Source organism: Streptomyces marispadix, from assembly GCF_022524345.1.
In the GTDB taxonomy this organism is placed as follows: Bacteria; Actinomycetota; Actinomycetes; order Streptomycetales; family Streptomycetaceae; genus Streptomyces; species Streptomyces marispadix.
In genome coordinates, this window is the sequence record NZ_JAKWJU010000002.1 from 5,959,214 (window position 1) to 5,981,995 (window position 22,782).

Annotated in this window: 16 protein-coding genes, 1 tRNA gene and 1 pseudogene; 14 read left to right on the forward strand and 4 right to left on the reverse strand. The window is 69.1% G+C overall.

The genetic code is table 11. The features are described from left to right. The first annotated feature begins 8 nt into the window (after positions 1 to 8). From eboE to MMA15_RS24785, 3 genes are all read left to right on the forward strand, one after another. Complete coding sequence (gene eboE, locus MMA15_RS24775; RefSeq protein ID WP_241062382.1) at positions 9 to 1,187, forward strand: metabolite traffic protein EboE; 1,179 nt, start codon at positions 9 to 11, stop codon at positions 1,185 to 1,187. 170 nt (positions 1,188 to 1,357) lie between these two features. Further along, positions 1,358 to 2,734, forward strand: a complete 1,377-nt coding sequence (locus MMA15_RS24780; protein ID WP_277401396.1) for an alkaline phosphatase family protein — start codon at positions 1,358 to 1,360, stop codon at positions 2,732 to 2,734. Next, entirely contained in the window at positions 2,731 to 3,777 is a 1,047-nt protein-coding gene (locus tag MMA15_RS24785) for a sugar phosphate isomerase/epimerase family protein (RefSeq protein WP_241062383.1), read from the forward strand. Before MMA15_RS24780 ends, MMA15_RS24785 begins: the two co-directional genes overlap by 4 nt. 184 nt (positions 3,778 to 3,961) lie before the next feature. Here the strand turns inward: MMA15_RS24785 and MMA15_RS24790 are convergent, their stop codons facing one another. From MMA15_RS24790 to MMA15_RS24805, 4 genes are all read right to left on the reverse strand, one after another. After that, complete coding sequence (locus tag MMA15_RS24790; protein ID WP_241062384.1) at positions 3,962 to 5,350, reverse strand: OFA family MFS transporter; 1,389 nt, start codon at positions 5,348 to 5,350, stop codon at positions 3,962 to 3,964. Between the two features lie 299 nt (positions 5,351 to 5,649). Then, positions 5,650 to 7,809, reverse strand: coding sequence for an acetate--CoA ligase family protein (locus tag MMA15_RS24795; RefSeq protein ID WP_241062385.1), 2,160 nt, complete (start codon positions 7,807 to 7,809; stop codon positions 5,650 to 5,652). 3 nt (positions 7,810 to 7,812) lie between these two features. Continuing rightward, positions 7,813 to 9,045, reverse strand: a complete 1,233-nt coding sequence (gene frc / locus MMA15_RS24800) for a formyl-CoA transferase (RefSeq protein ID WP_241063470.1) — start codon at positions 9,043 to 9,045, stop codon at positions 7,813 to 7,815. A 55-nt stretch (positions 9,046 to 9,100) separates the two neighbouring features. Then, the gene (locus MMA15_RS24805) at positions 9,101 to 10,801 is read right to left on the reverse strand and encodes a thiamine pyrophosphate-binding protein (RefSeq protein WP_241062386.1); all 1,701 of its coding nucleotides are present in this window, start codon (positions 10,799 to 10,801) and stop codon (positions 9,101 to 9,103) included. A gap of 152 nt (positions 10,802 to 10,953) precedes the next feature. Here MMA15_RS24805 and sucC point away from each other — a divergent pair, with 152 nt between their 5' ends. The 11 genes and pseudogenes from sucC (at position 10,954) to MMA15_RS24855 (ending at position 22,758) form a co-directional block, all read left to right on the forward strand. After that, positions 10,954 to 12,108 carry an ADP-forming succinate--CoA ligase subunit beta gene (gene sucC / locus MMA15_RS24810; RefSeq protein WP_241062387.1) on the forward strand — a complete coding sequence of 385 codons (1,155 nt, stop codon included), beginning with the start codon at positions 10,954 to 10,956 and terminating at the stop codon, positions 12,106 to 12,108. Between the two features lie 14 nt (positions 12,109 to 12,122). Further along, entirely contained in the window at positions 12,123 to 13,001 is an 879-nt protein-coding gene (gene sucD, locus MMA15_RS24815; protein ID WP_241062388.1) for a succinate--CoA ligase subunit alpha, read from the forward strand. 165 nt (positions 13,002 to 13,166) lie between these two features. After that, positions 13,167 to 13,961 (forward strand): annotated as a pseudogene (locus tag MMA15_RS28585) (aldehyde dehydrogenase family protein); the annotation flags it as partial. Between the two features lie 148 nt (positions 13,962 to 14,109). After that, entirely contained in the window at positions 14,110 to 14,943 is an 834-nt protein-coding gene (locus tag MMA15_RS28590; protein WP_372498373.1) for an aldehyde dehydrogenase family protein, read from the forward strand. Continuing rightward, positions 14,901 to 14,985: transfer RNA gene (locus MMA15_RS24825), tRNA-Leu, on the forward strand. The genes MMA15_RS28590 and MMA15_RS24825 overlap by 43 nt, the downstream gene beginning before the upstream one ends. A 450-nt stretch (positions 14,986 to 15,435) precedes the next feature. After that, positions 15,436 to 16,989, forward strand: coding sequence for a Re/Si-specific NAD(P)(+) transhydrogenase subunit alpha (locus MMA15_RS24830; RefSeq protein WP_241062390.1), 1,554 nt, complete (start codon positions 15,436 to 15,438; stop codon positions 16,987 to 16,989). 6 nt (positions 16,990 to 16,995) lie between these two features. Continuing rightward, positions 16,996 to 18,483 (forward strand): Re/Si-specific NAD(P)(+) transhydrogenase subunit beta, encoded by a 1,488-nt coding sequence (gene pntB / locus MMA15_RS24835; protein ID WP_241062391.1) that lies wholly within the window; start codon positions 16,996 to 16,998, stop codon positions 18,481 to 18,483. 1,280 nt (positions 18,484 to 19,763) lie between these two features. Further along, positions 19,764 to 20,075 carry a DUF6317 family protein gene (locus tag MMA15_RS24840; protein WP_241062392.1) on the forward strand — a complete coding sequence of 104 codons (312 nt, stop codon included), beginning with the start codon at positions 19,764 to 19,766 and terminating at the stop codon, positions 20,073 to 20,075. Further along, positions 20,072 to 21,403, forward strand: coding sequence for a putative T7SS-secreted protein (locus MMA15_RS24845; RefSeq protein WP_241062393.1), 1,332 nt, complete (start codon positions 20,072 to 20,074; stop codon positions 21,401 to 21,403). Before MMA15_RS24840 ends, MMA15_RS24845 begins: the two co-directional genes overlap by 4 nt. After that, positions 21,400 to 22,110 carry a hypothetical protein gene (locus MMA15_RS24850; RefSeq protein WP_241062394.1) on the forward strand — a complete coding sequence of 237 codons (711 nt, stop codon included), beginning with the start codon at positions 21,400 to 21,402 and terminating at the stop codon, positions 22,108 to 22,110. Before MMA15_RS24845 ends, MMA15_RS24850 begins: the two co-directional genes overlap by 4 nt. 12 nt (positions 22,111 to 22,122) lie before the next feature. Next, on the forward strand, positions 22,123 to 22,758 hold the full coding sequence (locus MMA15_RS24855; RefSeq protein ID WP_241062395.1) for a hypothetical protein: 636 nt from the start codon (positions 22,123 to 22,125) through the stop codon (positions 22,756 to 22,758). The last annotated feature ends 24 nt before the right edge of the window (positions 22,759 to 22,782 follow it).

The following is a 22,782-nucleotide window of genomic DNA, read 5'->3' on the forward strand; positions in this document are numbered from 1 at the left end:
GGGCTGCTATGCGCTTCAGACATCCCGACGGCTCGACCGTCCACCTCGCCTACTGCACGAATGTGCACGCCGCCGAAGACCTCGAAGGCGTCATGGCCCAACTCCGCGAGCACGCCGAGCCGGTGCGCAGGCGGCTCCACCGCGACCGGCTGGGCATCGGCCTGTGGCTGGCCCGCGACGCCGTACGAAGGCTCACGGTCGATCCCTCTGCCGTGAGGGCGCTGCGTACCGAACTCGACCGCCGCGGCCTGGAGGTCGTCACCCTCAACGGCTTCCCCTACCGGGGCTTCGGCGCGCAGCGTGTCAAGTACCGCGTCTACAGGCCCGATTGGACCGAGCCCGCACGGCTGGAGCACACGAGCGAACTCGCACGGCTGCTGACGGCGCTGCTGCCGGAGGACGCCGCCGAAGGCACCGTCTCCACGCTGCCGCTGGCCTGGCGCGACGGCTTCACCCCCGAGCGCCGCCGCGCCGCGCTCACCGCACTCGGCGTGCTCTCGGCTCGCCTGGACGCATTGGAGGAGATGACGGGACGCAGCATCCGCGTCGGTCTCGAACCCGAGCCGGGCTGCACGGTGGAGACCACCGCCGACGCGGTCGAAGCCCTCGGCGGCGCCCACGCACCGCCCGCGCACCGCGTCGGCGTCTGCGTGGACACCTGCCATCTGGCCACCGAGTTCGAGGAGCCGTCGAGTGCCCTCGACGCGCTCGCCGGAGCAGGGGTGCCGGTCGTCAAGAGCCAGCTCTCGGCCGCGCTGCACGCCCAACAGCCCGCGTCCGAAAGCGTGCTGGCCGCGCTCGGCGAGTTCGACGAGCCGCGCTTCCTCCATCAGACCCGCGCACGCACACCGTCCGGCGTGGTCGGCACCGACGACCTCGGCGAGGCGCTGCGTACCGGTGCGCTGCCCGCCGGAGTGCCCTGGCGCTCCCACTTCCACGTACCGCTGCACGCGCCTCCCGCGCCGCCGCTGACCTCCACGCTGGACGTACTGCGGGCCGCCTTGGCCCGTCTGGTGGGCGGCCCCGTGCCGCTCACGCGCCATCTGGAGGTGGAGACCTACACCTGGCAGGCCCTGCCGCAGCGGCTGCGGCCGCGCACCCGCGCCCAGCTCGCCGACGGCATCGCCGCAGAACTCGACGTCGCGCGGGGGATGCTGACCGGCCTCGGCCTCAAGGAGCTGCCTTGAACGAGAAGCGACCCGCGGAGCCGCCCCGGCACAGCCGCGCCCATGAGCCCACCGAACCCGGGCACTCCCCCCACGAGCCCGCCGACTCCGTGCCCTCCGCCCACGAGCCCGCGCCGCGCGAAGCCTCCGCGCGGGAACCGGCCGCGCACCCGCCCACACGCCCCCGGCCCCTGCTCGTACTCGACGTCGTCGGCCTGACACCTCAACTTCTCGCCCACATGCCGCAGTTGCAGGCCCTCGCCCGCAACGGCAGCCAGACCACGCTGGAAACCGTGCTGCCCGCCGTGACCTGCGCCGCACAGTCCACCTTCCTGACAGGACTCACCCCCGACGGCCACGGCATCGTCGGCAACGGCTGGTACTTCCGCGAACTCGGCGAGGTGCTGCTGTGGCGCCAGCACAACGCCCTCGTCTCCGGAGAGAAACTGTGGGACGCCGCCCGCGCCCGCCACCCCGGCTACACCGTCGCCAACATCTGCTGGTGGTACGCCATGGGCGCCGACACCGACTGGACGGTCACCCCACGCCCCGTCTACTACGCCGACGGACGCAAGGAGCCCGACTGCTACACCCGCCCGCCGGCGCTGCACGACGAACTCACCGGCGCCCTCGGCACGTTCCCCCTCTTCCACTTCTGGGGGCCCGGCGCGGACCTCGTCTCCTCCCGCTGGATCATCGCCGCCACCCGGCACATCCTGCGCACCCGGCGGCCCGACCTCGCCCTGTGCTACGTGCCCCACCTCGACTACGACCTACAGCGCCACGGCCCCGACGACCCGCGATCACACCGTGCCGCCGCCGAACTCGACGCCGAACTGGGGCCGTTGCTGCAAGACGCCCGCGCCGGGGGCCGCACGATCGTGGCGCTCTCCGAGTACGGCATCACCTCCGTACGGCGCACCGTCGACGTCAACAGGGCGCTGCGCCGAGCCGGTCTGCTCGAAGTGCACACCCAGGACGGCATGGAGTATCTGGACCCCACGACGTCACGTGCCTTCGCCGTAGCCGACCACCAGCTCGCCCACGTCTATGTGCGCGACCCCGACGCCGACCTCGGCGCCGCAAGAGCGGCGCTCGAAGGACTCGAAGGCATCGCCGAACTCCTCGACGCACAGGGCAAGAAGGCCCACCGCCTCGACCATCCGCGCTCCGGCGAACTCGTCGCCGTGGCCGAGCCGGACGCCTGGTTCACGTACTACTACTGGCTCGACGACGCCCGCGCACCCGACTTCGCCCGGCTCGTGGAGATCCACCGCAAGCCCGGCTACGACCCGGCCGAACTGTTCATGGACCCGGCCGACCCCTATGTGCGTCTGCGTGCCGCCGCCGCGCTCGCACGCAAGAAGACCGGCATGCGCTACCGCATGGCCGTCGTGCCGCTCGACCCCTCACCGGTGCGCGGAAGCCACGGACGGCTCCCCGCACGCAGCGAGGAGGGACCGGTGCTGATCTGCTCGCGCCCCGGCGTGACGGACGGACCCGGGCCCTTTCCCGCCACCGGCGTCAAGTCCCTGCTGATCGAACTCGCCCTGGGAGAGCACTCATGAGACTCGTCTCGAACCACACACCCGACCCCGGACTGTCCCGCAGGCTGCGCCGCCGCGGCTTCCTCGGCGTCGCCGCCGGTGCCGCCGCCGCGTCCGTACTGGGCGCTTCCGGAAGCGCACACGCCGCCACCGGCCGCGATACCGCCACCGCCACGGACCCGGCGTACGGTCGACCCGTCGTGCCCGAGGGGCGGCTGGGCATACAGCTCTACACCCTGCGCGACAAGGTGGCCTCCCTCGGATTCGCCGCCGTCTTCGAGGAACTGGCCCGATACGGCTACGAACAGGTCGAGTTCGCCGGATACACCCAGGGCACCGGCGACATCTCCCTCCGGGAGCTGCGCGGACTGCTGCGGGAGCACGGGCTGTGCGGCATCGGCAGCCACGTCGGCTACTACTCCGACGACCCCGCCGCCTACACCTTCGACACCCGGCTCGGCCAGGTCCTCGACGACGCGGCCGCCCTCGGGCTGCCCCATGTGGGCACCGCGTCCAGCCCCGACCGCTACGGCCGTACCGTCGACGGCTGGAAACGCGCGGCGGAGGACTTCAACAGATACGGCGCCGCCGCGAAGAGGCGCGGCCTGAAGTTCTACCAGCACAACCACCAGATGGAGTTCGGCTTCGCCGAGGACCGGCCCGAAGTGCGCCTCTACGACGTGCTGCTGGCCGAGACCGACCCGGAACTGGTCTTCCTGGAGATGGACGTCTACTGGGCGTACGCGGGCCAGTACCGCTTCAGCGTCCGCCCCGACGGCACACCCGCGCCGTTCGAACCGCTGGAGTACGTACTCGCGCAGCCGGAGCGCTATCCGCTCTTCCACGTCAAGGACGGGGAGCACGACGAGAGCGCGGAGGACGGCTACCGCATGGTCGACGTCGGCGACGGCGACATCGACTACCGGAACTTCCTTACGAAGGTGGGCAGGACGCCCGGCGGCAGGAAGCACAACTGGCAGGTGGAGCACGACGCTCCGGCCGACTCCTTCAGGACCGCCCGCCGTTCGGCGGCGCATCTGCTCTCGCTGCGGACCCGAAGGTGACCAGGCGACCCCGGTGATCCACGGTGACCGCGCGGGGAAACGGAAGGCGCCGCCCACCGCGTGGGCGGCGCCACGTGCGCAGATTCGACAGGCGCCCCGAGCGTACGTACAGGCGCACATACAGCGGCCGGGCCACCCGTGGGGAATCGGGTCGCCCGGCCGCTGCCGCGTCTGCCTCCTTCCGTCACATCACTTCCCTGCTGATCGGCTTGGGATTGGGCTTGATCAGCGACTTCTTGGGCCGTCCCGGCTGGTGCAGGAAGAGGGCGACGACGCCCGCGAAGAGCGAGGTGCCTCCGGCGATCCCGAACGCACCGCCGTATCCCCACGCCCCCACCACGAGCGAGCCGAGGCCCGCACCCGCGAGACCGGACAGCAGCTTGGAGCTGTAGATCATCCCGTAGTTGGTCGCGTTGTTGTTCTCACCGAAGTAGTCGGCCGTCAGCGCCGCGAACAGCGGGAAGATCGCGCCGCCGCCGAACCCGGAGATCATCGAGCAGAGCAGGAACAGCGGCATCGAACCCGCCTGCCCGGACAGCAGGACGCCGAACTGCGCCAGGCCGAGCACGGCACAGACGAAGATCAGGCACTGCTTGCGTCCGTACCGGTCCGACAGCCAGCCGATCACGCCCCGGCCGGTGCCGTTGACGATGGCCTTCAGCGACATGGCGGTCGCCACGATGCCGCCGGCGAAGCCCATGTCGTCACCGAAGGGCACCTGGAAGGCGATTCCGAAGATGTTCACGCCGGAGGTGCACAGCAGGCAGAACCACATGATCAGCGGCCTGCCGGTCCTGAGGGCCTCCTTGGGGGTGTACTGCTTGACCGCCGGCGGGTTCTTCTCCAGTGCGCGGCGGGCACGCGGGTCGTCCGGTGTCTGCAGCGGGTCGATGTGCGACGGCCACCAGTTCTTCGGCGGGTCCTTGAAGAACCAGCCCGCGGCGGCGACCACGAGGGCCAGGAAGACGCCCACGCTCACCAGGACCCACTTGAAGTTATGCAGGTCCATGAAGCCGGTGAAGATGTACACGAAGGGCACCGAGCCGTAGGCGAAACCGCCGTTGACGAAGCCGGTCTTGCCGCCCTTGCGCTCCGGATACCACTTGCCGACCATGTTCACGCACGTCGCGTAGACGGCGCCCGCGCCCATGCCGCTGAAGACGCCGAAGCCCAGGTAGGCCCAGATGGGGTTCTCCGCGTACGCGAGCGAGAGATAGCCCAGGAACGTGCCGACGGCACCCCACATCATCGCCAGCCGCGCCGGGAACCGTCCCGACTCGCGCAGTTGCCCGACGGGCATGGCCACGCCGGCCTGGAAGAACACCCAGACACCCATGATCCAGAAGATGTGCAGGCTGTTCCAGCCGTGGGCGTGATGCAACGTGTCCTCGGCGGAGGCGAACGCGTACTCCGCCGACGAGATGCCCATCATGCCGACCCACGGCAGGATCACCATCCAGCGGCGGCGGCGCCCCATGATGTCGATGTCGGACTCGCCTATGCGATAGGTCCGTCCGTTGCGGTCGGTCACCTCCCGGTATGGGAGGGCCGACGGAGCTTCTGTTGTTGTCATGTGCTGCACCCCTTGCGTAGAGAGAGTCTGGCCAGCGCCCCCTGTCCCGATCCCTTGCTCTGGTGCTGCGTCCGCCTTTCCGCTCGTCCCGGGTGTCGTGTGGATGTACGGATCCGGGTGTGTGTGGTGGTTGTGAGCCGGGACCCCGGCTACCGCGGTTTCGCCGGTGCCCCGCCGAGGGCCTCCCGCCCGACGGCGGACGGAGGACCGTCCGCCCAGTGGCGGGAGAGACCCACGGCATGTGCGGCTCTTCAGATGTGCGGCTCTGATGCGGCTGCTGTGCGGTGTGCCGTGCGGCGCTACCGCAGCAGGCCCGCCGCCCGCGCCCAGCGGTACTTGGCGCCCAGCACGGCCACCGGCTTCTCCGTGGTGTACGGGTAAGCCACGACGCCGCGTTCGAAGAGGTACTGGCTCGCCTCCTCGACCTCTGTGTCACCGGCGAGCGACGCCACCACCGGCTTCTCGATGCCTTTCTCCCTCGCCTCGGCCACGACCTTGGCCGTCAGCTCCGCGAACACCATGGGCGGAGTGACGATCGTGTGCCAATAGCCGAGCACCAGGGAATGGATGCGGGGATCCTCCAGGCCGAGCCGGATCGTGGCCTCGTAGGTGGAGGGCGGCTCGCCCCCGGTGATGTCGACGGGGTTGCCCGCCGCGCCGAACGGAGGGATGAAGGCGCGGAACGCCTCGTCCAGGTCCGGCGGAATCTCCATCAGCGACAGCCCGTTGTCGACGATCGCGTCCGACAGCAGCACGCCGGAGCCGCCCGCGCCGGTGATGATCACCGTGTTGTCGCCCTGCGGGGTGGGAAGCACGGGCAGCGCCCGCGCGTACTCCAGCATCTCGTTCAGACCCGGCGCCCGGATGACACCGGCCTGCCGCAGCACGTCGTCGTAGACCGCGTCGTCGCCCGCGAGCGCGCCCGTGTGCGAACCGGCCGCCTTCGCGCCCGCGCTGGTACGGCCCGCCTTCAGCACGACGACCGGCTTCTTCGGCACGGTCTCCCGCGCCGCCTCCACGAACGCCCGCCCGTCCTTGAGGTCTTCGAGGTGCATCGCGATGCACTTCGTGTTCGGGTCGTCCGCGAAGTAGGTGAGCAGGTCGTCCTCGTCCAGGTCCGACTTGTTGCCGAGCCCGACGATCGCGGAGACACCGGTGCTGGTGCTGCGCGCGAAGCCGAGGATGGCCATGCCGATGCCGCCCGACTGGGAGGTGAGCGCCACACCGCCCTTGACGTCGTACGGCGTGCAGAACGTGGCGCAGAGGTCCTGCCACGTCGAGTAGTAGCCGTAGATGTTCGGGCCGAGCAGCCGCACACCGTGCTTCTCGCCGATCGCGACGATCTTCTCCTGGAGTTCGGTCTCGCCCGTCTCCGCGAAGCCGGACGGGATGAGCACCGCGTTGGGTATGCCCTTGGCGCCCACGGCCTCCAGCGTGTCCGGGACGAACTTCGCGGGCACCGCGAAGACCGCCACGTCCACCTCGCCGGGGATGTCCGCGACCGACTTGTACGCCTTGCGCCCGAGGATCTCGTCTGCCTTCGGGTTCACCGGGTGGATCTCCCCGGAGAAACCGCCGTCCACGAGGTTGCGCATGACCGAATTGCCGATCTTGCCCTGCTCGTTGGAGGCACCGATCACCGCGACCGACGACGGCTGCATGAGCCGCTTCATCGAGGTGCGTATCTCCGCGGGCGTGTAGCGCCGCCGCTGAGCCGGCTGCCCCTCGGTGAGCAGGATGCGGATGTCCGCAGCCGTGGCACCGTCGGGTGAGGCGAAGACCGGATTGAGGTCGACCTCGGCCAACTCCGGGAAGTCGTGCGCGAGTTGCGACACCGACGTGATCACACGGATCAGCGCCTCACGGTCGACCGGGTCGCCGCCTCGTACGCCGTTCAGCACCTCGGCGGCCTTGATGCCGTCCAGCATCGACTCCGCGTCCTCACGGGAGGCGGGCGCCAGGCGGAACGTGACGTCCTTGAGGACCTCGACCAGCACGCCGCCCAACCCGAAGGCGACGACCTTGCCGAAGGTGGGATCGGTGACCGTGCCGACCAGGACCTCCTGTCCAGGCTTGGCCATCTGCTGTACCTGCACGCCGAGTACGTTCGCGTCCGCGTCGTAGGAACGGGCGTTGCCGACGATCTCGGTGTACGCGCTGCGCACCTCCGCCGCCGAGGACAGCCCCACGCGGACGCCGCCCGCGTCGGTCTTGTGCAGGATGTCCGGCGAGACGATCTTCATGACGACGGGGAAGCCGAGCCTGTCGGCCAACTGCACCGCCTCGTCGGCGGATTCCGCCAGCCCTTCGTCCGGTACGGGTATGCCGTAGGCGTCCGCGACGCGCTTGCCCTCGGGGGCGGTCAGCGACGTGCGGCCCTCGGCGCGGGCGGCGTCGAGCACCGCCCGTACCGCTTCCTTGTCCGGCGTGGCGAGGCCGTCGTTCTTCTCCTGCGCCATCGGTCAGATCACTCCGTTCGTCTTGAGCAGCGCCAGTTCTTCCTCGTTCAGGCCCAGCTCGCCTATGTAGACCTCCTCGTTGTGCTCGCCCAGGAGCGGGGAGGAGGTGATCTCCACGGGGGAGTCCGAGAGCTTCATCGGGGAGCCCACGGTGGTGAAGGAGCCGCGCTCGGGGTGGTCGACCTCGACGATCATGCCGTTGGCTGCCAGTGACTCGTCCTCGACGATCTCCTTCGTCGAGAGGATCGGCCCGCAGGGGATGTTGTGGGCGTTGAGCGCCCCCAGCACCTCCCACTTGGGCAGCGTCGAGGACCACTCCTCGATGAGCTGGAACATCTTGTTCAGCTTCGGCAGCCGCGCCTCGGGGGTGTTCCAGTCCGGGTCGTCGGCGAGTTCGGGACGGCCGATGAGCTTCGTCAACGGCTCCCAGCCGACCGGCTGCACGATCACGTACACGTAGTCGTTGGGCCCGCCCGGCGCGCACTTGACCGCCCAGCCGGGCTGGCCGCCGCCGGAGGCGTTGCCCGAACGCGGCACCTCGTCGCCGAAGTCCTCGTTCGGGTACTCGCCCAACGGGCCGTGCGCCAGCCGCTGCTGGTCGCGCAGCTTCACCCGGCACAGATTGAGCACCGAGTGCTGCATGGCCACGTTCACGCGCTGTCCGCGGCCCGTGCGCTCGCGTTGCAGCAGCGCGGCGAGGACCGCGGCGACGGTGTGCACGCCGGTGCCCGAGTCGCCGATCTGCGCCCCGGTCGCCAGCGGCGGCCCGTCCTCGAAGCCCGTCGTCGACATCGAGCCGCCCATGGCCTGAGCGACGACCTCGTACGCCTTGAAGGTGGTGTAAGGGCCTTCGCCGAAGCCCTTGATGGAGGCGTAGATCAGCTTCGGGTTGATCTGCTTGATGCGGTCCCAGGTGAAGCCCATCCGGTCCACCGCTCCGGGGCCGAAGTTCTCCACGAGCACGTCGCTGCGCCGGATCAGCTCCGTCAGCAGCTCCTTGCCGCGCTCGGACTTGGTGTTGAGGGTGATGCTCCGCTTGTTGCAGTTGAGCATCGTGAAGTAGAGCGAGTCGACGTCCGGGAGGTCCCGGAGCTGCTTGCGGGTGATGTCGCCGGAGGTCGCCTCCAGCTTGATCACGTCGGCGCCGAGCCAGGCGAGGAGCTGTGTGGCCGAGGGGCCGGACTGGACGTGGGTCATGTCCAGTACGCGAATCCCGTCGAGTGCCTTCTCCGTCACCGTCGTCGTGCCGTCGGCAGGACTGGTATCGGTCACATCGGTCACCGCGGTCACCTCACTTGTACATCGTCTGGTTCATGGTTCCGGGCGCGTACGCGTCCGGGTCGATCCACACGTTGACCAGGGACGGCTTGCCGGAGGCACGGGCGCGCTCCAGCGCCGGCCTGATCTCGGAGGGCTCGCGCACCGACTCGCCGTGGCCGCCGAGCATCCGCGCGAACTCGTCGTAGGGAACGTCGCCGAGGGTGTTGCCGACCCGCTCGCGCTCCTCGCCGTACTTGGCCTTCTGGCCGTAACGGATCTGGTTCATCGAGGAGTTGTTGCCGACGATGCCGACGAACGGCAGGTCGTAGCGGACGAGCGTCTCGAAGTCCCAGCCGGTCAGCGAGAACGCGCCGTCGCCGAAGAGCGCGACGACCTCCTTGTCCGGGCGGGCCTGCTTCGCGGCGAGCACGAACGGCACGCCGACGCCGAGCGTCCCCAGCGGCCCCGGGTCCATCCAGTTGCCCGGCGCCTTGGGCTGTACGACCTGGCCGGAGAAGGTGACGATGTCGCCGCCGTCGCCGATGTAGAGCGAGTCTTCTGTGAGGAAGTCGTTGATCTCGCTCACCAGCCGGTACGGATGGATCGGCGAGGCGTCCGAACGAAGCTGCGGCAGCCGCTTCTCCAGCGCGGTCTGCTCCGCGGTGCGCAGCTCCTCCAGCCACGCCGTGCGCTTGTCGCCGCCGCCGTTGATCCGGCCGGAGGCGGCCTGTGTGACGGCGGAGAGCACCAGGTCGGCGGAGCCGACGATGCCGAGGTCGATGTCGCGGTTCTTGCCGACGGTGCGGTAGTCGAGGTCGATCTGCACGACGGTCGCGTCGGGGGAGAGGCGCTTGCCGTAGCCCATGCGGAAGTCGAAGGGCGTGCCGACGATGACGATGAGGTCGGCGTTGGAGAAGGCGTAGCGCCTGGAGAGCTGGAAGTGGTGCGGGTCGCCGGGCGGCAGGGTGCCGCGGCCCGCGCCGTTCATGTACGCCGGTACGTTCAGCGTCCGTACCAGTTCGGTCGCGGCGTCGGTGGCCCGGCACGTCCAGGTCTGCGAACCGAGCAGGATCGCGGGCCGCTCCGCCTGTACGAGCAGATCGGCGAGCTTCTGGATGTCGTCGGGGTCGCCGGCCTGGCGTGTGGAGGCCCGGTAGTTGCCGGCCTTCGGCACGCGTGCCTTCTCGGCGGGGACCTTCGCGTCGAGCACGTCGCGCGGGATCTCCAGGAACGAGGGTCCGGGAGCGCCGTGGTAGCACTCGCGGAAGGCCATCGAGACCATGTCGGCCGCGCGTGCCGTGTCCGGCACGGTCGAGGCGAACTTGGTGATGGGCGTCATCATGTCGACGTGCGGAAGGTCCTGAAGGGACCCCATCTTGTGCTGCGTGTGGGCCCCTTGGCCTCCTATGAGCAGCATGGGCGACTCGGCGCGGAAGGCGTTGGCGACGCCGGTGACGGCGTCGGTCGTACCCGGGCCCGCCGTCACCACGGCGCAGCCGGGTTTTCCGGTGAGCCGTGCGTAGCCGTCCGCGGCGTGCGCGGCCACCTGCTCGTGACGTACGTCCACCACGTCGATTCCCTCGTCGACGCAGCCGTCGTAGATGTCGATGATGTGGCCGCCGCAGAGCGTGTAGATGACCTCCACGCCCTCCGCCTTGAGCGCCTTGGCGACGAGATGTCCACCGGAGATCAGATCCTGGCTCTCGCGGCTGTCCTGGCTGTCGTCGGGCATGGCTTACGAGTCCCTTCGTCGGGTGTGAAGCTCAGGTCAGAGCAGATTGCATACAGTCGACGAATACTGTATGAACCTTGTTATCCCGCATCGGGAGAGCGATGTCCAGGGGGCGTGCACCGATCGTTTCGAAGATCGACCAGGGAGCACACGTGGACCTTTTCGAGCATCAGGCGAGGGAACTCTTCGAGCGCTACGGCGTCTTGGTACCGGAAGCACAGGTCGCGGACACGGGCGGCGCAGCCCGTGAGGCGGCCGAGAAGCTCGACGCCGACCGGCACGGCGTCGTGGTCAAGGCGCAGGTCAAGACCGGAGGAAGGGGCAAGGCCGGCGGCGTGAAGCTCGCCGCCGACGCGGCTGCCGCCGAGATCACCGCACGCCAGATCCTCGGCATGGACATCAAGGGCCACACCGTGCACAAGGTGATGCTCGCCCGGCCCGTCGAGGTCGCCGAGGAGTACTACGTCTCCTTCGTACTGGACCGGGCGCAGGGCTGTTTCCTCGCCATCGCCTCCGCCGAGGGCGGCATGGAGATCGAGGAGGTGGCCGAGGCACGCCCCGAGGCCGTCGCCCGCATCCCCGTCGACCCCGTGGAGGGAGTGACGGACGAGAAGGCCGCTGAGATCGTCGCGGCGGCGGCCCTGCCGGTGAACGTCGCGCCGGTGCTGCGGAAGCTCTGGCGGATCCTGCGCTCCGAGGACGCCCTCCTCGTCGAGGTCAATCCCCTCGTCCGTACGGCAGGAGGCGAGATCGTCGCACTCGACGGCAAGGTCACCCTCGACGACAACGCCCGCTTCAGGCAGGCGCGTTGGGGCGAGCAGGACGAGCCGGAGGACCGGGGCGGGCTGGAGGCGCAGGCCGCCGAGAAGGGCCTCAACTATGTGAAGCTGGACGGCGAGGTCGGCGTCATCGGCAACGGCGCGGGGCTGGTGATGTCCACCCTCGACGTCGTCGCCGGATGCGGTGCGAAGCCCGCGAACTTCCTGGACATCGGGGGAGGAGCCTCGGCACAGGTGATGGCCGACGGGCTCTCCGTCGTCCTCGGCGACCCGTCCGTGAGGTCCATCCTCGTCAACGTCTTCGGGGGGATCACCGCGTGCGACGCCGTGGCCGACGGCATCACCCAGGCCCTCGGGCAGGTCCGGCTGACCAAGCCGCTCGTGGTGCGACTGGACGGTAACAACGCCGCACGCGGACGGGAGATCCTCGAATCCAACCCCCACCCGCTGCTGGAGCAGCGGACCACCATGGACGGCGCCGCCCAGCGCGCCGCCGAACTGGCCACGTCCGCGGCCCGGGCCGCGTAGGGAGGCGGGAGACCATGTCGATCTTCCTCAGCAAGGACAGCAAGGTCGTCGTCCAGGGCATGACCGGCTCGGAAGGCATGAAGCACACGCGCCGCATGCTCGCTTCGGGCACCGACATCGTCGGCGGCGTCAACCCTCGCAAGGCAGGCGCGACCGCTGACGTGGACGGTCACTCGGTGCCCGTCTTCGGCTCGGTCGCCGAGGCACGTGAGGCCACCGGCGCCGACGTCTCCGTGCTCTTCGTCCCACCCGCCTTCTGCAAGGCGGCAGTCGAGGAGGCCGCCGACGCGGGCATGCCGCTCGCCGTCGTCATCACCGAGGGCGTGCCCGTGCACGACGCCGTCGCGTTCCGGGCCTATGCACAGCAGCGCGGAACGCGGATCATCGGTCCCAACTGCCCAGGGCTCATCAGCCCCGGGCTCTCGGGCGCCGGCATCATCCCCGCCGACATCGCACCCGAGCCGGGCCGTATCGGGCTCGTCTCCAAGTCCGGCACGCTCACCTACCAACTGATGTACGAGCTGCGCGACATCGGCTTCTCAAGCTGCGTCGGCATCGGCGGCGACCCCGTCATCGGCACGACCCACATCGACTGCCTCGCCGCCTTCGAGGAGGACCCCGACACGGATCTCATCGTGATGATCGGCGAGATCGGCGGCGACGCGGAGGAGCGCGCCGCGGAGTTCATCAAGGAGAACGTCACCAAACCCGTCATCGGCTACGTGGCCGGGTTCACCGCCCCCGAGGGCAAGACCATGGGCCACGCCGGAGCGATCGTCTCCGGTTCGTCCGGTACGGCACGAGCGAAGAAGGAGGCGCTGGAAGCGGCAGGAGTCCGGGTCGGTGAGACGCCGACCGGGACGGCGCGGCTCGTACTCGACCGGCTGGCCTGAGCCGACCGGCCGCGGGGCCGGCGTGAACCGCGGTGCGGACGTGACGTTCCGCATATCTGGGCGGGGGCGGGTGCCACGGCACGCCACAACTCACTACTGTCCAGTAACAAGTCCACGCCGGCTTCAGCGACCGCCCCGTATGTGCAACGAGAGCGGAGAAGAACGATGGGCACCACACCCTCACCCTCGTCACTCCCACCCCCGACGCCGACCGGTCCGGCCGACACGTCGTGTCCGTCCGGGCCGCCCCTGCCCTCCGGCCTGCCCGCCTCGCCCGGTGCGCCCGGTTCGTCCGGTCTGACGCTCAAGCCCGGCACCGCCTGGGCGGACGCCTGGCGCCGCTGCCGTGAGGCCGCACCCGAAGCCTTCACCGGTGACGGGCTCATACGGGGCCTCCGCTACGGCGGCTGGCACGACGGAGGCCAAGTGCCGGCCGTCACAAGCCCGTTGGACGGCACGCCCATCGCGGGTCCCCCCGCTCCGTCCGCCGCCGCGGCCCGCGACGCGGTCTCCGCGGCACGCGACCAGCACCGCGCGTGGCGCCACATACCGCAGCCGGAGCGCTGCGCACGCGTCGCCGCCGCACTCGACGCGCTGACCGAACACCGCACGCTGCTCGCGCTGTTGCAGGTGTGGGAGTCGGGTCTGCCCTGGAAGCAGGCACAGGCCGACGCCGACCTGGCGATCGACGCGGTACGCCGGTACGTCGACGGCGCCGCGGAGGCGGCGGGAGAAGCCGAGCGGGCAGGGACTGAGCGGGCAGGGACTGAGCGGGCAGCGCCACCCCTGCCGGGCCCCCTGGGTGAAGTGGCCCCACGGCAGCAGCCGATGGGCGCGCTCCTTGAGACCGTCCTCGTACAGGCCCTCGCCGGGAACGCGGTCGTCGCCGTCACCGCGGACGACGGGCCCGCCGCGTCGACGAGCCTCGCCTGCGCCCTCGCCCTACGGGAAGGACTGCCGGTCACGCTCCTCGCCGGCCGGTGCGCCCGCGAGGCGGTGACCGAAGCCGTCGCCGACGGCAGATGCTTCTCGGCCGTGCCGCGCAGCGAGGGGGCCGCACGCGGAGTCCGACCTCCGCGAAGCTCCCGAAGGTCCCGACTGCTGGGCGGTGTGGGCCTGTTCGGACTGGGAGGCGTTCGGGCGTTACGTAGGCCGTACCCGCAAGGGCGCCGCGTCGCACCGCCCGGCGGTCTGCTCGCGCTTCGTAGTGCAGCGCGCTCTCCTCGACGACTTCCTCGACGTGTATCTGCCCGCGCTCCGCTCGGTCCGCTTCGGACATCCGCTGGCCGTCGCGTCCCCCGAAGACCCCTTGCCGGAGCTGGACTTGGGGCCGCTGGGCGACGCCGGGTCGGCGGGGCAGGTGCACGAGCGCATCCGGCAGGCGGTCGGAGAGGGAGCCGTGCTGCTTCACCAGGGCTCCCTGGATGAGGGCCGGTTCCTGCCCGGTCAGGACACCTCCGCCTACGCCGCCCCTGCCGCGCTGCTCGCCCCGCTGCCGTCGTCGTCGCACCCGTCGTCACCGCTGCACCCGTCCCGGCCGTACGCGCCGGTCGGTGTGATCGTCCCCGTCGATACGGAGGCCGAACTGTTCGCGGCGCTGAACGCCTCCGAAACCGCGGCAGGGGCCACGCTCTTCACGGACGATCCAGGCATTCTGGACCGGTTCGCGTCACGGACCCGGCCCGTACGGACCGGGCACCCGGCAGGCCGCGGCCCGCGGACGGACAGCGAACCGGAGGGCGACCCCCTGAGACGGCGGCCTGACCGACCGCCGGAGCGGGCGGCCCGGCGGAAGCCCCGCCGGGCCGCACGCTCACCGGGCATTACCGAGGTGAAGACGGCCGCCGGAGCTTGGTATGGTTGTCCGCGTCGCCACGGCAGAGCCGGGCGACGAACCTTGTCCGGGTGGCGGAATGGCAGACGCGCTAGCTTGAGGTGCTAGTGCCCTTTATCGGGCGTGGGGGTTCAAGTCCCCCCTCGGACACAGAGATCGCATCCCGTTCCGGTGCCGGCGGCTTCCGCCCGGCACCCGCGGAACTTCCGTCCGAGGGCGGTTCTTCTTCCCGCGTCACTGCGTCCGTCGTGGCCCCGCGCCGCGCCCTCTCGCTGCCCTTACCGCACCCCGGCTCCGCGCATCCCGGCCCCGCCGCTCGCCGCTGCGCGCTGCCCGTCTTCAACCGCCCGTCGCCGGCCTCGTCGTACGGCCCGCGTGCCGTCGCGTTCGCCCGCCGGTCCGGTGCCCCGGTGATCCGTGTCCCGCGGTTCCCGCGCACCGGCCACAGCGCACAGGAGGACTCACCGAGGAAACACATCTCGACCGAAGCCCGTCACACTGACATTTGATACGCACCCCCTGAGCAGTCCACTCACCACCGTCCCGTCCCCGCGGTACACCGGACCGCAGAGCCGCCCAACACCCCTTATAGGGAGACCGATGTCAGATTCACATCCGCAGCAGATCGGCGTAGCCGCCGAGTCGAGAGCCGGGGAGACCCGGGTCGCGGCCACGCCGGACAGCATCCGGAAGATCCTGAAGCTCGGCTACGAGGCAGTCGTCGAGTCCGGAGCGGGCGAGGCCTCGGGCTTCTCCGACGAGCAGTACACCGAAGCGGGCGCGACGATCGGCGACGCCTGGCAGGCGGACGTCGTCGTCAAGATCAACGAGCCGTCGCACGAGGAGATCGCACGCCTCGGCGACGATTCGACGCTCGTCGGCATGATCGGCCCCGGCCTCAACCCGGAGCTGCTCGACGAACTCGCGCAACGCTCCCTGACCGTGCTGTCGATGGACGCGGTGCCGCGTATCTCCCGCGCCCAGTCGCTCGACGTGCTCAGCTCCATGGCCAACATCGCCGGCTACCGGGCCGTCATCGAGGCCGCGCACGTCTTCGGGCGGTTCTTCACCGGACAGGTCACCGCCGCGGGCAAGGTGCCCCCGGCCAAGGTCCTCGTCGCGGGCGCCGGCGTCGCCGGTCTCGCCGCGATCGGCGCCGCCAGCAGCCTCGGCGGAGTCGTACGGGCAACCGACCCGCGGCCCGAAGTCGCCGACCAGGTCCGCTCGCTGGGCGGCGAATACCTCGCCGTCGAGGTCGAGCAGGAGGTCTCGACGGACGGCTACGCCAAGCAGACCTCCGAGGACTACGACCGCCGCGCCGCCGAGATCTACAGCGAACAGGCCGCCGACGTCGACATCATCGTCACCACCGCGCTCATCCCCGGCCGTCCGGCGCCGCGGCTGATCACCGCGGACGACGTCGCGAGCATGAAGCCCGGCAGCGTCATCGTCGACATGGCCGCCTCCCAGGGCGGAAACGTCGACGGCACGGTCCCCGGCAAGGCCATCGTCACCGACAACGGCGTGACGATCATCGGCTACACCGACCTGCCCGGACGTCTCCCGGCACAGGCGTCACAGCTCTACGGGACCAACATCGTCAACCTGCTGAAGCTGCTCACGCCGGAGAAGGACGGGCGACTGACGCTCGACTTCGACGACATCGTGCAGCGTTCGGTCACGGTGGTGCGCGACGGCGAGAAGACATGGCCGCCGCCACCGGTGCAGGTCTCCGCGGCGAGCACCGCTCCCAAGGAGGGCCAGGGCGCGGAGGCCGAGGCGGCGGCGGAACCGAAGAAGCCCCGGCTGACGCCGCCCCTGCGGTTCGGGCTCATCGGCGCCGCAATGGCCGCCATGTTCGCGCTGATCGCCTTCTCACCGCCCCAACTGGCGGAGAACTTCACGGTGTTCGCGCTCGCCGTCGTCATCGGCTACTACGTCATCGGCAAGGTGCACCACGCGCTGCACACGCCGCTGATGTCGGTGACCAACGCCATCTCCGGGATCGTCGTCGTAGGGGCGCTGCTCCAGATCGGTCACGTGGGGCCGGCGGTCACCGTCCTGTCGTTCGTGGCGATCCTGCTGACCAGCGTCAACATCTTCGGAGGCTTCTCCGTCACCCGTCGCATGCTCGGCATGTTCTCGAAAGGCTGAGGCCCCATGACTGCCACCACTTCCGCACAGGCCGCGGACCTTGTCGCGGCGCTCCTGTTCATCCTCAGCCTGGCCGGGCTCTCCCAGCACCGCACGTCCCGTGCCGGTGTCGTCTTCGGCATCGCAGGGATGGCGCTGGCGCTGCTGGCCACGGTCGTCATCGCCGCACGCGAGATCTCCGTGACGGCCACGCTGCTGATCCTCCTCGCCATGGCGATCGGAGGCGCGGCGGGCCTGTGGCGCGCACGTCTCGTGGCGATGACGGAGATGCCCGAACTCATCGCCATCCTGCACAGCTTCGTGGGCGTAGCGGCCGTACTCGTGGGCTGGAACAGCTACTTCGAGGTCGAGGCGAAGGGCGAAGGGCAGCACGTCGTGCCCGCCGAGCTGCTGTCGATCCACCACGCAGAGGTGTTCATCGGGATCTTCATCGGCGCCGTCACCTTCACCGGTTCGGTGATCGCGTTCCTGAAGCTGTCGGCGCGGATCAAGTCGCAGCCGCTGATGCTGCCCGGCAAGAACTTCCTCAACCTGGGCGCGCTGGCCGCGTTCGTCGTGCTGACGGTCTGGTTCACCATCGCCCCCAGCCTGGGGCTGATGATCGCCGTGACCGTGCTGGCGCTGCTGCTCGGCCTGCACCTCGTCGCTGCGATCGGCGGCGGCGACATGCCGGTCGTCGTCTCGATGCTCAACAGCTACTCGGGCTGGGCCGCGGCCGCCGCCGGATTCCTCCTCGACAGCAACCTGCTCATCGTCACCGGCGCACTGGTCGGCTCCTCCGGTGCCTACCTGTCGTACATCATGTGCAAGGGCATGAACCGCTCCTTCATCTCGGTGATCGCGGGCGGCTTCGGCATCGAGGCCCCCTCCGGCGGCGACGCCGAACAGGGCGAGCACCGCGAGACGAGCGCGGAGGAGGCCGCCGAACTCCTCGGCGCCGCAAGCTCCGTGATCATCACCCCGGGCTACGGAATGGCCGTCGCCCAGGCCCAGCACCCGGTCGCCGAACTCACCCGCACGCTGCGCGAACGCGGCGTCGAGGTGCGCTTCGGCGTCCATCCCGTCGCGGGACGACTGCCGGGTCACATGAACGTGCTGCTGGCCGAGGCGAAGGTCCCCTACGACGTCGTGCTCGAAATGGACGAGATCAACGACGACTTCGAGCACACCTCGGTGGTCCTCGTGATCGGCGCGAACGACACGGTCAACCCGGCGGCGGCCGAGGACCCGACGAGCCCGATCGCGGGCATGCCCGTGCTGCGAGCGTGGGAGGCGGAGAACGTCATCGTCTTCAAGCGCTCGATGGCCTCCGGATACGCGGGAGTCCAGAACCCGCTGTTCTTCCGCGAGAACACGGCCATGCTCTTCGGCGACGCGAAGCAGAGCGTGGAGAACATCCTCCGCGCTCTGGACGACGCGGGGGCGTCTTCGAATCCGCCCTCGTCCGCTGGCGGCGCGGGCGCGGCACAGGAACCGGCGGGGGCGGGGCGGTAGGCGTTCAGGGCGGTTGGTCCGTTCAACGGCCCTGCTCTGCTTGACGCTTGGGGCTCCTCCGGCTGTCGTCAACTGCGACTGGTACCCAACGGTCCTAGGTACGTGATTGGTCCCTCGGTCAGGGTGCTGACCGAGGGACCAATCACTGTGCGGGGGTCTCTCTTCAGGGCCGGATCAACTCAGGGTTTGTGGGCCGTGGCAACAGACGTCGTCGATGAACAGGCCCCGTCGGAACGATCGTTAGACTCACGCGCTGGCCCGGCAACATCGCCGGGAAGGGCGAGTACACACGACGTGCAACAGGGGGCGGCAGTGAGGACGGACGAGGGCGTCGGGGAGAACTCCTTGCACAAGAAGGCCGAGGGAGGGACCGGCGCCACTGAGACCGTCGCGAAGTGGAGTCTGCCCAAGCGAATCGGCTTCAGCGTGCTGGGCGTCGCCGTCGTGCTCTTCGGGCTGTTCCTCATCGGCAAGGGCTATGAGGACGGACCCAGGAAGGTGGCCGACGGTACGCCCGGAACGGTCACCATCGACTACTGCGCCACACACGACCGGGGGCGGCACACCGATGTGGAGTGCTCGGGCACCTTCCGTTCCGAGGACGGCAAACTCCGCTACGACGTAGAGGAATTCGATCCCGGCGCACGTTTCGACCGAGGTGAGAAGACCGGTGCCGTGGCGTTGGGTCCGAAGTCGTTCGACCGCAGCGTTCCCGCCCTCTGGGCTGAGGCCGCATGTAGCTGGTTTTTCGCTGCGGTGGCGTTCGGCGTGGCGATGCTCCTCTTCGAGTCCGCTGCCCGCGCTGGCCGGCCGCCCTCGCGCCGACCAGCGCCTCGGGCGCTACGCCTTCCTGACCGGTCTCGGGCTGCTTATCGGCGGCGTGTTGGGGGGATTCCTGTCCCTCCTGGCGGGCTGGGCGGTGACGTAGCCGCTGGGGGCGCCGCCAATGTGAGCCCTGACGTCACTCTTGCTGCTCTCGCAGGTGATGTGCTGCCCGCCTCGCCGCGACCGACGGGCCGAGAACTCCCACGTTCGGATGAATGGTGGGGGCGACAACTCCCGTCGGCCCTAGTGGTGTTGCAGTGTGTCGCACTCCCGCGGGCCGCGCCGCATCACACCGGCCCGCGGTGGATCTCGCACGTTGCGCGAGTACGCGCGCAAAGCCCCTGGAGTGGGGATTGCACTGTGCAGGAGCCCCTGGAGATGCTGGGCGGGGCACGAGCATGTCACTCCCCGTTGATACTCTCGCTCGGATCTTCACCAACCGACTAGGGGGAGCGATGTCGTCGGGTTATGCGGTGGAACTGGCAGCGTTGCAGCGCCTCAACAAGGATCTGAAGACCTGTACGGACGAGATGGGGCATGCCTTGAAGGCGCTGGAGGAGGTCGGCCCCAAGGGCCTCGGCTATGACTTCCTGGACGAAGCCTGTGCCCATTACCAGGACAAGTGGGACAACGGGCTCAACAGGATCAAGGAGATCGCCGAGGACCTCAAGGACAAGGTCGACCAGATCGGCAAGAACTATGCGAGGGCCGAGTCCGGTGTAATCGAAGCGCTCAAGGACGTCGGTTCGGGGGAGATGCACGGATGACCGGCGGGGAATGGTCCGGCCTGGGGTTCAACCCGGCGCCGGGGGCGCCTCACGTCGTGGAGAACCTGGTCGAGAGTCTGACCAAGCTGTCCAAGCACCTCAACGAGACGTACGAGGTCATGGACAAGATCCGCAGCGGGCGGGACAACACGTGGACGGGCGAGGCAGCCGACGCATTCAAGGAGCACGTGGGCAAGCTGCCGAAGTACCTGCGTGATGCGGCCGACGGGGCGACGCGGGCGCGACGGGCGCTCAACGGCTGGGCCCAGGTGCTGCACGAGAACCAGCCCAAGGCACGCCACCTGGAGGAGCAGGCGAAGCAGGCCAAGGCACGGCTGGACGCGGCGCACTCCGAGCACGCGAAGGCGAAGTCCAACCCGGACCTCGGGCTCGCCGGCAAGGAATTCTCCGGCGAGCAGCTGGATCGGGCGAAGCAGCGCTACAAGGCCGCATCGGACCAACTCGACGCTGCAGTATCGAAGTTGAACACGGCGCAAGACCAGTTGGACACACTGATCAAGCGAGCCGAGCGTCTCGAGGACGACCACGAGTCGGTGGCACACGCCAAGGAACGGGCGATCCGGGAAGCGGCGGACGGCACCGCCGGAGACTGGAACGACTTCAGCGACTGGTGGAGCGAACACGGCGGAGACGTACTCGGTGTGGTGGGCGGCGTTCTCGGCGTGGCTGCGTTCTTCTGTCCCCTCCTCGCTCCCGTAGCGGTCTTGTGCAGCCTGGCTGCCATGGGGCAGCACGCTTACCAGTACGCGAAGGCCGGGGAGCTGTGGCCCCCGCAGAAGCACATCGGCAACTACCTGACGCTCGGTGGTGACATGCTGGGCGCACTCCCCGGGGTCGGCCTTGCGGGGAAGGGCCTCAGTGCAGGAGCAGACGCTGCGGGTGGCCTGCGCGGTGCGGTGATGGGCGCGGAGGGGATGTCGCGCGGCGCGAACCTTGCGCAGGGGGTACGGACGGGGGCGTCAGCGTTCAATAGGGAGCTGCGAGCAATGGCAACGGATGCGCCGCAAGCCTCGCCGATGGTGCGCGACCTCGTCGAATCAAGTGCTCACCACATGCGCCCGGGACAAGAGTTCAGTAGTCAAGCCATCGACGCCATCGCTCGCAAGGCAGCCATCGGCGTGGACAGTGCGACCACCGGTGCGCAGACCCCGGCCCTGTTCACGGACTCAGATACAGCCAGCTATGCCAACAGTGTTGGCGGAGGCGCCGGGAACATCCTCAGTGGTATGAAGGACGGCCCGACCGGAACGGTGATCGGTATTGCCAGCACCATCGGCTTGGGTCCCGTGGTGGGAGGTGCCGAGTGAGCCAAGCCCTGGCGAGTCCCCTCCAGACGCCGATTCCCGTCTGGTTCCAGCTCCCCGAGGGATTCGTTGAAATTCCCCTCGTCGAGACTCCACAGCTACGTGCGCGACGTATGGGGGAGATGCTGGATGCCACCTTTCCGGCAGCGCCGTTGGAGGAGAAGCTCACCCTCGTCGCTGCCTCTGAGCTACTCATGCAGGGATTGCTCGACGCGGGTGCCATCCACGCGTCCTCGTTTCTGTACCGTCTCGGCGACGGTGATGTGTGCAGTGGCACAGCCATCGTCTTCATGGAGGACAAGAATGTCCGCCCCCTTGAGACATTCGCAGACAGGACGCTGTACTCGGTATCCGCCGAGTACGCAGATGTGCCGCTCGACAAGGGGGCACTGAGTCTCCCGTGTGGGCCAGCGGTACTGATCGCCAAGGATGTGGCGGGGCCATCGCTGGCGTCAGTCGTACAACCGGGAAGGGAGGGTGTGACAGAGCTGAATCGACAACTCGAGGTCTACATTCCGTTTCCGCACGGCTTCTCTCTCTTGAAGGTGTGCTTTGCAACGCCCGACCTGGGCGCTTGGGAAGACCTCCTGCCGGCCTTCGGAGAGTTCTTGACCGGGATTGCGTTCGCGCCCCCCGGCAGGTCGGAGACCAGCCAGGACGTAGACCATACACGCGCTGCTGACGACTGGGCGCAGCAGGAATTCGGGTAAGGAGTGGTGGAAATGGGTTCTGCGGAGCAAGCACTTCTGAACAGGCTGCGAAACCGCAATTTCAGTCCTCGGCTGTCCAATGGCTGGGGGCAGGTGACCCGCTACGCCATCGAGGGCATGAGCGATGCTGACGCGGCAGTTGTAGCAAAGACCTGGGGATACGACCTCAAAGAGACGTTCAACAAGGGCAACATTCTTGGATTCTGGCGTGAGGACGCACCGCAGTTGGACGTCGTCGGCGGCCCCGCCCGGGAAGTCGTACGCGGCGTGCCGCAGGCCCGCGAAGAGGCGGACCGGATCCGGATGCAAACCGGATACGACGTGCTGGATCCGGACTGGTACGGGCCGGTGGAAGCCGCTGCGGGAGAGAACGTCAAGAGGCGGAACAAGCGCATCCAGGGTGCGGTGGGAGTCGGAATCGTCACCGCGATCCTGACTGCGTGGGCCATCGCCTCCATGGATACGCCGTCCTCGATGCTGCTCCCGGGCGCCCTCGGCCTCGTCGGCTGGATCTGTGTCATCACCTGGGTCTGGAAGGTTGTGTCCCTGACCAAGGAGTACGGCGACGACATAAAGCCGAAGGTCGATCACATTCGGCAGGTGCTCAACGTGGCTGAAGAGGAACTCCTGGGCAGCGCACGCCAGTAGGCGTCTTCCGGAGTCGGATCGGCC

Coding starts and splice junctions, on each gene's coding strand:
- eboE (WP_241062382.1), top strand. CDS start 9: ATGCGCTTCAGACATCCCGACGGCTCGACCGTCCACCTCGCCTACTGC.
- MMA15_RS24785 (WP_241062383.1), top strand. CDS start 2,731: ATGAGACTCGTCTCGAACCACACACCCGACCCCGGACTGTCCCGCAGG.
- MMA15_RS24790 (WP_241062384.1), bottom strand. CDS start 5,350: ATGACAACAACAGAAGCTCCGTCGGCCCTCCCATACCGGGAGGTGACC.
- MMA15_RS24795 (WP_241062385.1), bottom strand. CDS start 7,809: ATGGCGCAGGAGAAGAACGACGGCCTCGCCACGCCGGACAAGGAAGCG.
- MMA15_RS24805 (WP_241062386.1), bottom strand. CDS start 10,801: ATGCCCGACGACAGCCAGGACAGCCGCGAGAGCCAGGATCTGATCTCC.
- sucD (WP_241062388.1), top strand. CDS start 12,123: ATGTCGATCTTCCTCAGCAAGGACAGCAAGGTCGTCGTCCAGGGCATG.
- MMA15_RS24830 (WP_241062390.1), top strand. CDS start 15,436: ATGTCAGATTCACATCCGCAGCAGATCGGCGTAGCCGCCGAGTCGAGA.
- pntB (WP_241062391.1), top strand. CDS start 16,996: ATGACTGCCACCACTTCCGCACAGGCCGCGGACCTTGTCGCGGCGCTC.
- MMA15_RS24840 (WP_241062392.1), top strand. CDS start 19,764: ATGTCGTCGGGTTATGCGGTGGAACTGGCAGCGTTGCAGCGCCTCAAC.
- MMA15_RS24845 (WP_241062393.1), top strand. CDS start 20,072: ATGACCGGCGGGGAATGGTCCGGCCTGGGGTTCAACCCGGCGCCGGGG.
- MMA15_RS24855 (WP_241062395.1), top strand. CDS start 22,123: ATGGGTTCTGCGGAGCAAGCACTTCTGAACAGGCTGCGAAACCGCAAT.